The organism is Nocardia sp. NPDC101769, from assembly GCF_044766925.1.
In the GTDB taxonomy this organism is placed as follows: Bacteria; Actinomycetota; Actinomycetes; order Mycobacteriales; family Mycobacteriaceae; genus Nocardia.
Genome location: NZ_JBIWMX010000021.1, coordinates 64,366 through 78,478, shown reverse-complemented (window position 1 = coordinate 78,478; position 14,113 = coordinate 64,366). Strand labels below are relative to the sequence as shown.

Sequence of the window (14,113 nt, the reverse complement as noted above, 5' to 3'; positions counted from 1 at the left end):
GTTCAGCTCTCCTTCCGCGCACCGATGAGGCGCGCGAACAGCAGTCGGTATCCGAGGTACAGGCCGAGCGACAGCAGCACCTGCACCGAGGCCAGCACCGCGGCCCCCGGCAGATCGAAGGTGACGATGCCGCGCGTGTAGATCAGCGCGGGCAGCGTGATGACACCCTTGGCCCCGGTGAACAGCACGATGCCGAATTCGTTGAGGGTCAACAGCAGCGTGAGGCTGCCGCCCGCCGCCAGTGCCGGCCACGCCTCCGGCATCACCACCTGCGCCAGCACCCGCCACGGCGAGGCGCCGAGGCTGGAGGCCACATCCAGCTGTTCGCGCGGCAGCTGCGCGAACGCGGCCAGCAGGGGCCGCACCACGAACGGCGTGAAGAAGGTGACCTCGGCGAGGATCACGCCCCAGGGCGTGCTGAGGAAATTCACCACCGGCCGCGTACCACCGGTGATCTGGTCGATGAGCGCGTTCACCGCCCCCGCTGTCCCGTACAGGAACGTGAAGGCCAGTGTCACAAGGAAAGACGGCAGTGTCAGCACCGAGTCGATGAGCCGACCCACCAGCTGCGAACCCGGAAACGGCACGAATGCCAGCACGATCGCCAGGAATGTCCCCAGCAGCAGGCAGCCGATGGTCGAGCTGACCGCGATGGTCACGGTGCGCGTCAGCGCATTCCGGAACGACTCCTCGACCAGCACCGCCGACCAGGTCCCGACCCCTCGCCCGGACTTGGTCTTGGTCGACTCCAGCAGCACCCGCACGATCGGATACACCGCGATCAGCAGCACCGTCAGCACCGGTGGCAGTGTCCACAGCACCGGCCGCCACGACCGTCCCGGCTCGCGTGACCCGGGAGCCTCTGCCGCGGAGGGAGATTCGAGCAGCGCGGTCACGACGGCCCTCCGTCCCGCGCCGCGGCCGACCCGGCGAACGGCTCGGACCATTCGTCGGCGGTCATCGCGCGCCGCCGCGACACCGTCCGCCCTTCCTCGCGCTTCGGGCTCGATGTTACTGCGGCATAGGCGAATTCACCCGTAGCCCGACGGGTCGGGAACGCGGTCATGCGCGGACCTCGCGGTCGGCGGCGGAGTCGGTGCCGATGCCCGGCGGGATGAGCACCCCGGCCGGGTCGGGGAGGCGCACGCCGATGTGGTCGCCGGGCGCGATCTCGGTGTGGCCCAGGACATCCGCGGCGAGCTCGGCGGGGAGGCCCGCCACATCGAGGTGCAGCCGGGTCGAAGCGCCCTTCCAGACGCTGGTGATCACGGTGGCGCGCAGCGCATCTCGTTCGGTGAGCGGCACGATGCGCACGGTGTGCGGCCGGACGCACAGCTGGGCGTCGGCATTCGGGGCCCAGTCCGGGCGTCCCACACCGGGCGGCGGCGCGTCGGCGCGCAGCGTGTGCTCGCCGACGGTCACCAGTGCGGCGGTGCCGGAGACGTGTTCGACCGCGCAGGCCAGCAGATTCGCGCCGCCCAGGAAGGACGCGGTGAATTCGGTGGCCGGCTGCTGCCACAGTTTGTGCGCGGTATCGATGTCGACCAGCCGCGCGTCCCGCATGACCGCGATGCGGTCGGCGAGCGCCAGCGCCTCGGCCTGGTCATGGGTCACGTACAGCATTGCCGTGTCCGGCAAGGCTTTTCGCAGCTGCTGCAGCTCGCCGAGCATGTTCTGGCGCAACTGGGCGTCCAGCGCGGCGAGGGGCTCGTCGAGCAGCAGCACCCGGGGTCGGATGGCGAGGGCCCGCGCGATGGCGACGCGCTGCTGCTGCCCACCCGACAGCTCGCGTGGCAGCCGCCTGGCGTAGGCGCCCATGCCGACCATGTCCAGGGCCTCGGTCACCCGGGCCCCGATCTCGTTGCGTGGCACGCGATGTGCCTTCAGCCCGAAGGCCACATTGTCGTGCACCCGCATGTGCGGGAACAGTGCGTAGGACTGCACCACCACTCCGATGCCGCGCTTGGCGGGGGAGAGGTCGGTGACGTCGCGGCCGGCCAGCCGCACCGCGCCCGAGGTGGGCCGGACGAACCCGGCCAGCGCCTTGAGCGCGGTGGACTTGCCGGAACCGCTGGGCCCCAGGAGCGCGACCGTTTCCCCCGCGGCCACCCGCAGGTTGAAATCGGCCAGTGCGACAGTGGATTTACGGCCGCGACCGTAGGTGACCCCGACCCGGTCGAACACGATGGCCGGTTCGGCGGTGGTGTCGGTGACCACCGTGGATGTCGTCAACGCGGAGGACATGGTTGCTGCTCCTGGGGCTGGTATCGGACTGACGCCGTGCTCTAGCTACCAGTGGCCTTGGTGTAGGCGGCCACGTCGGCGTCGAGGTTGTCGAGCACGGAGGTCCAGTCGGGGTGCAGGACGGTCACGTCCTTGATGGTCGAGGCCGGGGACGGACCGTTGCCGGTGGCCGGGGCGCTCGCCAGATCCGTGCGGGACGGGATGGCGAAGGTGTCGGGCAGCGACTTCTGCACGTCGGCCGAGAGCAGGAACTCCATCAGCTGCTTGGCCGCGTCCGAATGCGGCGCGCCCTTGGCCATGCCCATCAGGTAGGGCAGCGAGACGGTCGACTTCTTGCCGTCGGCGGACGCCGGGAAGAAGACGTCGAACTTGGAGCCGCTCTTGACGCTTTGCAGGTTCATCTGCACATCGCCGTTGGCGATGAGGATCTCGCCCTTGTCGACCTTGGCCTGCAGCTTGCCGGTGGAGGAGGACGGGCCGACATTGTTGGCCTGCAGCTTGGCCAGGTAGTCGAGCGCGCCCTGCTTGCCCATCAGCTGCTGCAGCAGCACCAGCACCGCGGTGCCGTCACCGGCCTGGCCGGGGGTGGAGTACTGCAGCTTGCCCTTGTAGTCGGGCTTGAGCAGGTCGTCCCAGGTCAGCTTGGCGGCGTCGACCGACGGGTTGGCGATGAAGCACAGGTAGTTGCCCGCCAGGGAAACCCACTTGCCGTTGGCGTCCTTGTCAGCGGCGGCGACCGCGCCGGTGTCCACGCCGCTGGCCTGCAGCAGTCCGGACTTGTCGGCCTTCTGCATGAATGGCGGCAGGGTGACGACCAGGTCGGCCTGCGGGTTGGACTGTTCCTTCTCCACCCGGCTGACGACCTCGCCGGAGCCGGCCTCCACCTCGTTGACCGTGATGCCGGTCTGCGCCTTGAACTTCTCGAAGACGGGCTTGTACCAGTCCCCGAGGCCATCGACGGAGTAGACGGTGACCGTCTTGCCGTCCTTCGAGTCGCTGCCGGTGCCGCCGCAGGCGGTCAGGCTGAGGGCGACGGCGGTGGCCGAGGTCAGGATGAGAGCGGTGCGGGCGATGTTGCGTGCGAGGCGGTTGTTCGAAATACGCACGGTGACTGCACTTTCAGTTCAGGGGACGGTCGAGTCGAAGGAACAGGGGGTACTCCGCCCCCAGGCGAGGCGCGCCCGGGCGGCGGAATTCTCTAGCCGCGCTCGGCCAGCAGCAGCTGCGCGAATTCGGTGACCGACGGCACCACGTGGGTCGCTCCCGCGGCCCGTAGCTGCTCCTCGGTGTGCGCGCCGGTCAGCGTGCCCGCGACGATGCGCGCGCCCGCGGCCAGGCCGCTGGCGATATCGCTGGACGTATCACCCAGCACCGCGACACGATCCACGGCGTCGGCCTGCAGCCGCAGCACGGCGGTGAGCACCATGTCGGGGTAGGGGCGGCCGCGCCCGGCGTCGGAGGGGACCAGCGCCAGATCGGCGATGTCGTTCCAGCCCAGCGCTTTCAGCAGCTTGTCCTGGGTCTCGCGGCTGAACCCGGTGGTCAGCGCCACCTTGATGCCCGCCGCCCGCAGCGCCGAAATGGCCTCTGCGGCACCGGGAATCGGGTTCACGCCCGCCTCGGCGAATTCCGCGTAGGCGGCCTCGAAGGCGCGGTTGGCCAGCTGGGCGCGGTCCTCGTCGCCGAGCAGGGTGCGGAAGCACCAGATCTTGGACTGGCCCATGGTGTCCTGGACGAATTTCCGGGCCGCCTCGCGCTCCGGGCCCTCGGCCGGCACGCCCGCGGCGGTGATGGCGGCCTCGAACGCCCGCTCGACCAGCCCGTCGTCGGCGACGGTGGTGCCCGCCATATCGAGCACCGCGAGTTCGATCTGCTTGTCGGACATGGTGATTCCTCTACAGGTTCAGAAGGTCGGCGGTCTCTTCGCCCAGTGCGGGGCCCAGCGTCATGCCGCGCCCGCCCGGGCCCGTGACGACCCAGACGCCGTCGGACGCCTGCGCGCGGGTGACGATGGTGCCCGGATCGATGGACTGGCTGTACACGCCCGCCCAGCGCCGCACGATCGGCGGCAGCTTGCGGCCCAGCAGTTCCTCCATCACGCCGGTGAGGTGCTCGTAGGGGGCCTCGTCCACGTCGAAGGTGAACGGTTCGTCGTACTCGTGGGTGTCGCCGATGGTGAGCCCGCCGTGCAGGCGCTGCACGGCCAGCAGCTGCATCTTGTGCTGGGCGGCCGTGAACGGCTGCGCCTCTTCACGATTGAGCCGGTCGAGCTCCGGGCCGGCGAAGGCCGGGTAGTAGCGGAAGCTGTCGCCGTCCGCGATGGCGGTGGTGAGCGGTTCGCCCAGGGGGGCGGTCTGCATCATCTGCAGCCGCACCCGGCGCACCGGAATGTCACCCACCAGTTCGCGGGTCAGGCCGGTGTGCGCGGCGCCCGGGCAGACCAGCACCAGATCGCCCTCGTGGCGGCGGCCGCGGTCGTCGATGACGGTGGTGCCGGTGACGGCGCGGGCCTCGGTGCCGGCGAAGAAGGCGTAGCGTTCGCTGGCCTCCATGTAGCGCCGCAGGGCGGGCAGCGCCTGCCGGGACTCCACGGCGGCGTCGGTCGAACAGTGCAGGCCCGCAAGGAATTTGCCGCGCAGCGCGGGGTTCAGCGCGCGCACCCGGTCGACATCGAGCAGGTCGAAGCCGCGTTCGGCGGCCGACGGGTGGGCCGCGGCGGCCTCGGCCACCGCGAGCTCGTTCTCCGAGCGCACCAGCGTGAGGGAACCGGCCGGGCGGAAGCCGACGCCGGGGACCCGGCCGCCGATCTCCTCCCACAGCTGCCGCGAGCGCAGGGTGAGCTCCAATTCGTGTGCGCTGCGCCCCGATACCCACACCAGACCGAAATTGCGTACGGTCGCGCCGCGGGCTTCGACCTCGCGTTCCAGGTGGACGACGTGGTGGCCGCGCCGGATGGCGGCCAGAGCGTGGGCGGTACCGAGGATCCCTCCGCCGATGATGACCAATCGCATGGGAATCATCCTGAGCAATGGTCTAGACCTACGAGTGTTTCGTGTGGAAACGATAGGTTAATAATTGGTATAGACCAATCTTGTGTAGGCTGGGGGCCATGGACACGAGGGAGGCTGCCGGGGTGGAACATCAGGTGGAGCGAGGCCGTACGCTGGGCGAAATGCCCAGCGCCGGAACCGATTCCGCATCGAATGCGCGCCTGCCGAAGTCGTACCGCGTGCGCGCCGAACTCGAGGCGCTGCTCACCGAACTCTCCGAGGGCGACCCGCTGCCCTCGGAACGCGAACTGGCCCTGCGCTGCGGCGTCGCCCGCGAAACCGTGCGTCAGGCGGTGCGGGAACTCTTGGTGGAAGGCCGCATTCGCCGTCAGGGCCGCGGCACTGTGGTCTCGCGCCCGAAGATGGTGCAGCCTCTGTCGCTGCGCTCCTACACCGAGGGCGCGATCAAATTCGGCCGCAAACCGGGCCGTCTGCTCGTCGAATGGACCGATATCCCGGCGGACGCGGACACCGCCCAGGACCTCGCGCTCGAACCCGGCACGCCGGTCATGCATCTGGAGCGCATCCTGCTGGCCGACGGCGAGCGCATCGGCCTGGAGAGCACCTGGATGCCGCTGGACCGCTTCGCAGTGTTGCGCGAGTTCTACAACCCGGAGACCTCGCTGTACGCCGCCACCCGCGGCATGGGCGTGGTCTACGCGGTCGCCACCGAGCGCATCGAAACCGTGCTGGCCTCACCGCGCGAGGCCGCGCTGCTGGAGTGCACGACGGCTCTGCCGATGCTGCTGTTGCACCGCCGCAGTGTGGACGGTGAAGGCGTGCCGATCGAACGCGTGCGCTCGCTCTACCGCGGCGATCGCATCGCGTTCCAGGCCAAACTCACCGATTACTGAATCGTGCGCGAAAATCGGTGTGCGCGAGTCGTATCGGCCGATCCCGACCGGCCGATACGCCGCGCCTCAGCGAACCTGCGGAGCCACCTTCGCGCCCAGCAATTCGATGTTGTGCAAGACCTTTTCGTGCGGCAGCGTTCCGACGCTGCTGTGCAACATGAATCGATCCAGCCCGAGGGTGTCGCGGACATCGGCGATCTTCTCCGCGACATGGTCCGGCGTGCCCACGAACAGCGAACCGCTCTGCGAGCGCAGCGCGTCGAACTGCTGGCGGGTCATCGGACCCCACCCGCGCTCGCGCCCGATCCCGGACATGGCCCGCGCGTACGGCGCGTAGAAGTCCTCGACGGCTTCCTTGTCGGTGTCGGCGACGTACCCGTGCGCGTGCACGGCCACCGGCCGCGGCTCATGCCCGCCTTCCTCCAGCGCCCGGTGATACAGATCCACCAGCGGCTTGAACCGCGCAGGCTGTCCGCCGATGATGGCGATGGCCAGCGGCAGCCCCAACAGCCCTGCGCGCACGACGGATTCGGGACTTCCGCCCACCGCGATCCACACCGGCAGCGGCCGATTCTCGGTGCGCGGGTAGACGATCGCGTCCGTCAGCGGCGCGCGGAACCTGCCGGACCAGGTGACCGGCTCCTCCTCGCGGATCTTCAGCAGCAGCGCGAGTTTCTCCTCGAAGAGCTCGTCGTAGTCGCTGAGGTCGTACCCGAACAGCGGGAACGACTCGATGAACGACCCACGCCCGGCCATCAATTCGGCCCGCCCGTTCGAAATCCCGTCCAGCGTCGAGAAGTCCTGGAAGGCGCGCACCGGGTCGGCGGAGCTCAGCACGGTCACCGCGCTGGTGAGCTGGATCCGTCCGGTGCGTGACGCGATGGCCGCCAGCACGACGGCCGGCGAGGACGCGGCGAAGTCCTTCCGGTGATGCTCGCCGACGCCGTACACGTCGAGCCCTGCCTGCTCGGTGGCCACGGCTTCCTCGACCACCTGCCGCAACCGCTCGCCCGCGGTCGGCACCGGCCCGTCCCCGCCGACGGGATGCGTTTCAGCGAATGTCGTCAGCCCCAGTTCCACGGCCGGAACCCCTCTCCTGTCTTGTTTCCAAGTCAACCGAGAGCATAAACGGACTGCGGTCCGGAAGAATTCCCCCGTCCCTGGACCTGGGAATCCCACGATCCGGACCGGCAGATAGTCTGGTACCCATGTCTGTGCGCACCCGCAAGCCCCTCGTTCCCGGCACGCAGTCGCCCATTCGCGAGGTCCCGAAAAGTATCGAGCGACCCGAGTACGTCTGGAAGAAGACCGTCAAGGAGGGGCACGAACCCTGGGTGCAGACCCCGGAGACCATCGAGAAGATGCGGATCGCGGGCAAGATCGCGGCCCAGGCCCTGGAAGAGGCCGGCAAGGCCGTCGCGCCCGGCGTCACCACCGACGAGCTGGACCGGATCGCGCACGAGTACATGCTCGACCACGGCGCCTACCCGTCGACCCTGGGCTACAAGGGATTTCCCAAGTCCTGCTGCACCTCGCTGAACGAGGTCATCTGCCACGGCATCCCGGACTCGACCGTGATCGAGGACGGCGACATCGTCAATATCGACGTCACCGCTTACATCGACGGCGTGCATGGCGACACCAACAAGACCTACCTCGCCGGTGACGTGGACGACGAGGTGCGACTGCTGGTCGAGCGCACCGAGGAAGCCACCATGCGGGCCATCAAGGCCGTCAAGCCCGGCCGTGCGCTCAATGTCATCGGCCGCGTCATCGAGGCATACGCCAACCGCTTCGGCTACGGCGTGGTCCGCGACTTCACCGGCCACGGCGTCGGGCCGACCTTCCACTCCGGCCTGGTCATCCTGCACTACGACCAGCCCTCGGTGGAGTCGGTCATCGAGCCGGGCATGACCTTCACCATCGAGCCGATGATCAACCTGGGTGGGATCGACTACGAGATCTGGGACGACGGCTGGACCGTGGTCACCAAGGACCGCAAGTGGACCGCCCAGTTCGAGCACACCCTCGTCGTCACCGATGACGGCGCCGAGATCCTCACGCTCCCGTGAGGGTCGCGATGCCCCAGCGGGGTACCAGAACTCGGGCGATCGGCTCCCGCGGCCCGCGGCGGAAGAATGCGCGGGTTCTTCCGCCCAACCCCCGCGACGAGGGCCTGGGCGCGCTCCGCGCCACCATGCGACGCCACGTCGAACTCGCCGCGGGACGACAGTTGCCGGAAACGGACGATGCCCCCGGCGCGCAGCCCGACGTCGAAGTGACCAGCGGTGCGGACGCCGAAGCTGACGACGGCCGCGACGTCTACACGAGCCGGGACGCCTACACGAGTAGCAGCCGAGACTCCTACAGCAGCCGGGACGCCTACACCAGCGGTGCGCGAGCGGGGAACAGCCCGCGGTGACGGGTGCGCTGCCGGTCGCAGGCGCCGCCAGGAAAAGCGTTGTGGTGGCTGGGTTTGGCCGACCGCCGGCACAGCGGGTAGCGCGGAAGGCGCCCGGCGACGTCATCCTCGCCCTCTTCTACCGGAAGAGCGTCGGATGGCCGGAGTGAAGGGCGCACTTCTGGTGGCAGGCACCACCTCCGACGCGGGAAAGAGCGTTGTGGTGGCGGGGCTCTGCCGCATGCTGGCGCGGCGCGGGGTGCGGGTCGCACCGTTCAAGGCGCAGAACATGTCGAACAACTCCGTCGTCACCCTGGACGGCGGGGAGATCGGCCGGGCGCAGGCGCTGCAGGCCCGGGCGTGCGGGCTGGAGCCCAGCGTGCGGTTCAACCCGGTGCTGTTGAAGCCGGGGAGTGACCGGCGCTCGCAGCTCGTGGTGCGGGGTAGAGCCGTCGATACCCTCGGAGCGAAGGACTACTTCCGCCATCGGCAGCAGTTGCGCGCCATCGTCGCCGAGGAATTGGCTTCGCTGCGAGCCGAATTCGATGTGGTGATCTGTGAGGGCGCGGGATCGCCCGCCGAGATCAACCTGCGGGCAACGGATCTGGCGAACATGGGATTGGCACGGGCCGCGGATCTGCCGGTGCTGCTGGTCGGGGACATCGATCGCGGGGGCGTGCTGGCGCACCTGTTCGGGACCGTTGCGATCCTGGAACCCGAAGACCAGCACCTGATTTCCGGGTTCGTCATCAACAAGTTCCGCGGCGACGTGGACCTGCTGCGGCCCGGGCTGGATCAGCTCACCGAGCTCACCGGTCGCCCCACGCTCGGCGTCATCCCCTTCGCCGAGGACCTCTGGATCGATGCCGAGGACTCCCTGGGCACCGTCGCGGACGCACCGGTGGGCCGCTCCCGGCCGCCGCTGGGCGGGGACTGGCTGACCGTGGCCGCCATCCGGCTGCCGCGCATCTCCAACTCCACCGATGTCGAGGCCCTGGCCTGTGAACCGGGCGTCGCCGTGCGCTGGGTGAGCGACCCGTCCCGGCTGGCCGGAGCCGATCTGGTGGTCGTTCCGGGCAGTAAATCCACCGTGAGCGATCTGGAGTGGTTGCGCCGCACCGGAATCGCCGATGCTCTCATCGCTCGTGCGGCCGCGGGTGCGCCCATCCTCGGCATCTGTGGCGGCTACCAGATGCTGGCCCGCACCATCGTCGACCCGATCGAATCCGCGGCCGGCACCGTCCCCGGCCTGGGCCTGCTGGACCTGGAGATCGAATTCGCCGACCCCAAGGTGCTGCGCCGTTCCAGCGGCCGGGTCCCGAATCATGGTGTGCCGGGCCGTGACAGCGATCTCCCGGTGCACGGCTATGAGATCCACCACGGCCGCGTCACCCGGCAGGGCGACGACCCGTGGTTCGAACTCGACGGCGCTCGCGAAGGCAGTGTGCGCGAGGCGATCTGGGGCACCCATCTGCACGGAGCCATGGAATCGGACGAGTTCCGCCGCGCCTGGCTGCGTGTGGTCGCCGCGCGGGCGGGCCGCACCGATTTCGTTGTCTCCGACACTGTTTCGGTCGCCGAGGTGCGCTCCGCCCAGCTGGATCTGCTGGCCGACCTCATGGAGAAGCACCTCGACCAGGACGCCCTCGAACAGCTCATCACCGCTGGTGCGCCCGCGGATCTCCCGGTTCTGACCGTTGAGAAGTGACCGCCGTCACAATAATCCGCCCGACTCGCGTTCGGCTCCTCCGGGGCTCCTGTAGCGTGATCGAACATGGAATCTCGGCGGATCACGGTCGGTGACCGCGAGTGGGCGGTGCGAGTCGGCGGACCCGAAACCCGGCACCACGTCCTGCTGCTACCCGATGCGGGCGATCCGGCCGACATTTACGACCAGGTCTGTGCACGCTTGCAGACCTCGGACCTGCACACCATCGCGATCGAATCGATCGACGGTCTCGACACCACCACCGTTTTCGCCATCCTCGACCAGCTGAAGGTCCCGTGGGCCAACCTGGTCGGCAGCGGCGCGGGCGCGGACCTGGCCTGGCAGCTGGCCGCCCGCGGCTTCGGCCGCTTCATGAGCCTCATCGTGGCCGGCGGCGGTCACCCGGCCGCACCGGGCGCGGACGGCGCCGTCAAGGACCCTTCCTGCCCGCCGGTGGAGATCCCCACCACGCTGCTGGCCACCAAGCGCCTGCCGCGCCCGGTGGCCGAGGGTTCCAGCCGGTTCGTCTACGGCGAATTCCGGCTGGTCCCCATGGATGTCACCGATGTGGCTGCCGAAGCGGGCCACGAGCTGGCCACCGAAGTGGTGCTACGCACCAGCTTCTGGTGAGTCGGCCAGCCACTTCAGCCAGGAATCCAGTTCTCCGAACGCCTGGGTGCGCGGCGTCTCCGACGACAGGAACACGTCGTGCCGCGCACCCTCGATCGGCACGATATTGGTGCGCTCGCCCAGGCAGCCCGACCAGCGCTGGATCTGCCGCACATCCAGCACCACATCCGACACGTCGGCGGCGGGCCCGTACTCGCGCATGAACTTGGTGACCTTCGAGCGCAGGATCAGTGCGGGCACCCCGATCTCGAGGCCCTTGTGCAGCCGCAGGTGCCCGCGCCGGATGGCGCGCAGCCAGCCCGCGTGAACGGGGTAGCCGCTCAACGGTTTCCAGTCCAGGTTGTAGTCCCACTCACCGGCCTGGGTGTGGTGCAGGCTGTCGCCGTAGGTGGTGGCCACGCCCAGGGGCAGCTTGGCGAAGGCGCGCAACCGGCCCAGGCCCTCCAGCAGCGGCGTGCCCACCGAGCGGTAGTAGCCGGGACCCTGCAGGTCGAACCACGGGCTGTTGAGCACCAGTCCGGTAATGCCCTGTGCGCGAACGCCACCGGTCGCCTCCAGCCGGTTCAGCCACAGCGAGGTCACCAGGCCGCCGGTCGAGTGCGCCATGATCAGCACCGGCAGCTCGGTCTCCTCACGGATGACCTGCAGCGACCGGTTCAGTTCCCCGTCGTAGAGCGCCAGGTCGCTCACGTAGTGCGGGGTCTGCCCCGCCCGCTGTGAGCGTCCGCATTTGCGCAGGTCCAGCGCATAGAAGGCATAGCCCTGGGCGGCCAGGTGCTGGGCCAGGTGCTCCTGGAAGAAGTAGTCGGTGAACCCGTGCACGTACAGCACGGCCCGGGTGGCGACCGGGACGTCGGCCGGGGCATAACGGACCAGGGTGGCGACCACGTCGCTCTCACCGTCCGGATCCGGACCCATCGGGATTGTCAGCTGCTGGTAGTCGGCACCCAGCACATCGGGCTGCCAGGTGGTGGTCGACGACGTGGTGGATGACGTTTCGGAGGTCACACGCCCAACATAGACCGCGACGCAACGATGTCCATTTGGGAGGGATCTCTCACAATCAGGGATTTCGAAGCGGGATTCGGGAATGGTCAGGGGCAGAATTGAGTCCAAGTGAACGACGGGTAACCTAACCCCCACCTGGTGACCCCAAATGACAAGGAAGTCGATCAACGCCGTGTCGAACGCTGCCACGATTGAAAAGACCGATGTAGTACTCATCGGTGCCGGCATCATGAGTGCCACCCTCGGTGCCTTGCTTCGACAGGTGCAGCCGGACTGGTCGATCACCATCTTCGAGCGCCTGGAAGCCGCGGCCGCCGAGAGCAGCGACCCGTGGAACAACGCCGGTACGGGCCACTCCGCCCTGTGCGAGCTGAACTACACGCCGCAGAACGCCGACGGCTCGGTGGAGATCACCAAGGCCATCGACATCAACGAGCGCTTCCAGGTCTCGCGCCAGTTCTGGTCCTACTCGGTCGAGAACGGCGTGCTGGCCAACCCGTCGAACTTCATCAACCCCATCCCGCATGTGAGCTTCACGCACGGCGCGGACGGCGTGGAGTACCTGCGCAAGCGCCACGAGGCGCTGTCCAAGCACCCGCTGTTCGAGGGCATGGAATTCATCGACGACGCAGCCGAATTCGGCCGCCGGCTACCCCTGATGGCCAAGGGCCGCGACTTCTCCGACCCGGTCGCCCTGAACTGGACCGACTTCGGCACCGATATCGACTTCGGTGAGCTCACCAAGGAACTGCTGGCCTACCTGGGCGCGTCCGGCGCGGACATCGCATTCGGCCACGACGTGCTGAACCTGACCAAGCAGTCCGACGGCTCCTGGCTGGTCAAGGTGCGCAATCTGCGCAGCAACAAGGTGCGCGTGATCAACGCCAAGTTCGTGTTCGTGGGTGCCGGCGGCGGCGCGCTGCCGCTGCTGCAGAAGTCGGGCATCAAGGAGATCCGCGGCTTCGGCGGCTTCCCGGTGTCGGGTCTGTTCCTGCGCTGCACCAACCCGGAGCTGATCGCCCAGCACGAGGCCAAGGTGTACGGCCAGGCGTCGGTCGGCGCGCCGCCGATGTCGGTGCCGCACTTGGACACTCGCGTCATCAACGGTGAGAAGGGCCTGCTGTTCGGCCCCTATGCCGGCTGGACGCCGAAGTTCCTCAAGGACGGTAAGCTGACCGACCTCATCAAGTCGGTCAAGCCGAACAACCTGTTCTCCATGCTGGGCGTGGGCGTCACCGAGATGGGCTTGGTCAACTACCTGGTCTCCGAGCTGCTCAAGTCGCAGAACGGCCGCATCGGCGCCATGGAGGAATTCATCCCGCGCGCCGACGGCAGCGACTGGGAGCTGATCATCGCCGGTCAGCGCGTGCAGATGATCCGCCGCAAGGGCATCGGCGGTGTGCTGGAGCTGGGCACCGCGGTCGTCGCGGCCGAGGACGGCACCATTGCCGGTCTGCTCGGCGCGTCCCCGGGCGCGTCCACCTGTGTGAGCGCCATGCTGGATGTCATGAAGAGGTGCTTCCCGCGCGAATTCTCCACGTGGGAGCCGAAACTCAAGGAAATGGTGCCGTCGCTGGGCGTCAAGCTCTCCGAGAACCAGGCCCTGTACCGCGAGGTCTGGGACTGGTCCACCAAGGCCCTGCAGCTGGATTCGGTGGATTCGGACAACACGCCCAGGCCCGTCGGTATCGCTTCTCACGCCTAGATGTGATAGCAAGACGCGATGATGTCAACGGTTGCTCTCAAACGGTCGTGGTCCCAAGACCTGGACACCGCGACGCTGTACAAGCTGTTGAAACTTCGCGTCGAGGTGTTCGTCGTCGAGCAGAAGTGCGCGTATCCGGAACTGGACGGGTTCGACCTGCTGCCGGAAACCCGGCACTTCTGGCTCGACGATGAGGGCGAGGTCATCTGCACCCTGCGCCTCATGGAGGAGCACGAGGAGGGCGTGAAGTCCTTCCGCATCGGCCGCCTCTGCACCGCCCCCGAGGCTCGCGGCCACGGCTACACCACCCGCCTGCTGCAGGCTGCCCTGGCCGAGGCGGGCTCGGCGACCGTCCGCCTGAACGCGCAGACCTACCTGCTCGACATGTACACCAAGCACGGCTTCAAGCCCGACGGCGAGGAGTACATCGAAGACGGCATCCCGCACATCCCGATGCGCCGCGGCTGACCCCGCACCGACCGAACAACCCCGCGCCCGCTGTGAAACCCACAG

At 68.4% G+C, this 14,113-nt stretch carries 15 protein-coding genes; 7 read left to right on the top strand and 8 right to left on the bottom strand.

Annotated features, from left to right (window positions below):
• Positions 1-2 precede the first annotated feature (2 nt).
• The 6 genes from ACIRRA_RS28735 to ACIRRA_RS28710 all read right to left on the bottom strand — a co-directional run bounded on the left by ACIRRA_RS28735 (position 3) and on the right by ACIRRA_RS28710 (position 5,255).
• Positions 3-896 carry a 2-aminoethylphosphonate ABC transporter permease subunit gene (locus ACIRRA_RS28735; RefSeq protein WP_402774342.1) on the bottom strand — a complete coding sequence of 298 codons (894 nt, stop codon included), beginning with the start codon at positions 894-896 and terminating at the stop codon, positions 3-5.
• Positions 893-1,066: a hypothetical protein gene (locus tag ACIRRA_RS28730; RefSeq protein WP_402774339.1), complete on the bottom strand. Its 174-nt coding sequence runs from the start codon at positions 1,064-1,066 to the stop codon at positions 893-895. The genes ACIRRA_RS28735 and ACIRRA_RS28730 overlap by 4 nt, the downstream gene beginning before the upstream one ends.
• Positions 1,063-2,244, bottom strand: coding sequence for an ABC transporter ATP-binding protein (locus tag ACIRRA_RS28725; RefSeq protein WP_402774336.1), 1,182 nt, complete (start codon positions 2,242-2,244; stop codon positions 1,063-1,065). The genes ACIRRA_RS28730 and ACIRRA_RS28725 overlap by 4 nt, the downstream gene beginning before the upstream one ends.
• 41 nt (positions 2,245-2,285) lie before the next feature.
• On the bottom strand, positions 2,286-3,350 hold the full coding sequence (locus ACIRRA_RS28720) for a 2-aminoethylphosphonate ABC transporter substrate-binding protein (RefSeq protein WP_402774333.1): 1,065 nt from the start codon (positions 3,348-3,350) through the stop codon (positions 2,286-2,288).
• A gap of 92 nt (positions 3,351-3,442) precedes the next feature.
• On the bottom strand, positions 3,443-4,129 hold the full coding sequence (locus ACIRRA_RS28715; RefSeq protein WP_402774330.1) for a phosphonatase-like hydrolase: 687 nt from the start codon (positions 4,127-4,129) through the stop codon (positions 3,443-3,445).
• Positions 4,130-4,139: 10 nt separating this feature from the next.
• A complete protein-coding gene (locus tag ACIRRA_RS28710) occupies positions 4,140-5,255 on the bottom strand; it encodes a TIGR03364 family FAD-dependent oxidoreductase (RefSeq protein ID WP_402774327.1) in 1,116 nt (371 codons plus the stop codon).
• Positions 5,256-5,416: 161 nt separating this feature from the next.
• Here ACIRRA_RS28710 and ACIRRA_RS28705 point away from each other — a divergent pair, with 161 nt between their 5' ends.
• Positions 5,417-6,148, top strand: coding sequence for a GntR family transcriptional regulator (locus ACIRRA_RS28705; protein ID WP_402774532.1), 732 nt, complete (start codon positions 5,417-5,419; stop codon positions 6,146-6,148).
• Positions 6,149-6,214: 66 nt separating this feature from the next.
• On the opposite strand, the gene ACIRRA_RS28700 is transcribed toward ACIRRA_RS28705, so the two are convergent.
• Entirely contained in the window at positions 6,215-7,228 is a 1,014-nt protein-coding gene (locus ACIRRA_RS28700; protein ID WP_402774325.1) for an LLM class flavin-dependent oxidoreductase, read from the bottom strand.
• Between the two features lie 128 nt (positions 7,229-7,356).
• Here ACIRRA_RS28700 and map point away from each other — a divergent pair, with 128 nt between their 5' ends.
• The 4 genes from map (at position 7,357) to ACIRRA_RS28680 (ending at position 10,887) form a co-directional block, all read left to right on the top strand.
• Complete coding sequence (map, locus tag ACIRRA_RS28695) at positions 7,357-8,220, top strand: type I methionyl aminopeptidase (protein WP_402774322.1); 864 nt, start codon at positions 7,357-7,359, stop codon at positions 8,218-8,220.
• A gap of 8 nt (positions 8,221-8,228) precedes the next feature.
• Positions 8,229-8,570: a hypothetical protein gene (locus tag ACIRRA_RS28690; protein WP_402774320.1), complete on the top strand. Its 342-nt coding sequence runs from the start codon at positions 8,229-8,231 to the stop codon at positions 8,568-8,570.
• A gap of 136 nt (positions 8,571-8,706) precedes the next feature.
• Positions 8,707-10,257 (top strand): cobyric acid synthase, encoded by a 1,551-nt coding sequence (locus tag ACIRRA_RS28685; protein WP_402774318.1) that lies wholly within the window; start codon positions 8,707-8,709, stop codon positions 10,255-10,257.
• A gap of 66 nt (positions 10,258-10,323) precedes the next feature.
• Entirely contained in the window at positions 10,324-10,887 is a 564-nt protein-coding gene (locus ACIRRA_RS28680; RefSeq protein ID WP_402774315.1) for an alpha/beta fold hydrolase, read from the top strand.
• Here the strand turns inward: ACIRRA_RS28680 and ACIRRA_RS28675 are convergent.
• Positions 10,867-11,805 (bottom strand): alpha/beta hydrolase, encoded by a 939-nt coding sequence (locus ACIRRA_RS28675; RefSeq protein ID WP_402774529.1) that lies wholly within the window; start codon positions 11,803-11,805, stop codon positions 10,867-10,869. The two genes, ACIRRA_RS28680 and ACIRRA_RS28675, sit on opposite strands and share 21 nt — an antisense overlap.
• 238 nt (positions 11,806-12,043) lie before the next feature.
• On the opposite strand from ACIRRA_RS28675, the gene mqo reads away from it, so the two are divergent.
• Both mqo and ACIRRA_RS28665 read left to right on the top strand, forming a co-directional pair.
• On the top strand, positions 12,044-13,600 hold the full coding sequence (gene mqo / locus ACIRRA_RS28670) for a malate dehydrogenase (quinone) (protein ID WP_402774312.1): 1,557 nt from the start codon (positions 12,044-12,046) through the stop codon (positions 13,598-13,600).
• 18 nt (positions 13,601-13,618) lie between these two features.
• Positions 13,619-14,068: a GNAT family N-acetyltransferase gene (locus tag ACIRRA_RS28665; protein WP_402774310.1), complete on the top strand. Its 450-nt coding sequence runs from the start codon at positions 13,619-13,621 to the stop codon at positions 14,066-14,068.
• Positions 14,069-14,113 lie beyond the last annotated feature (45 nt).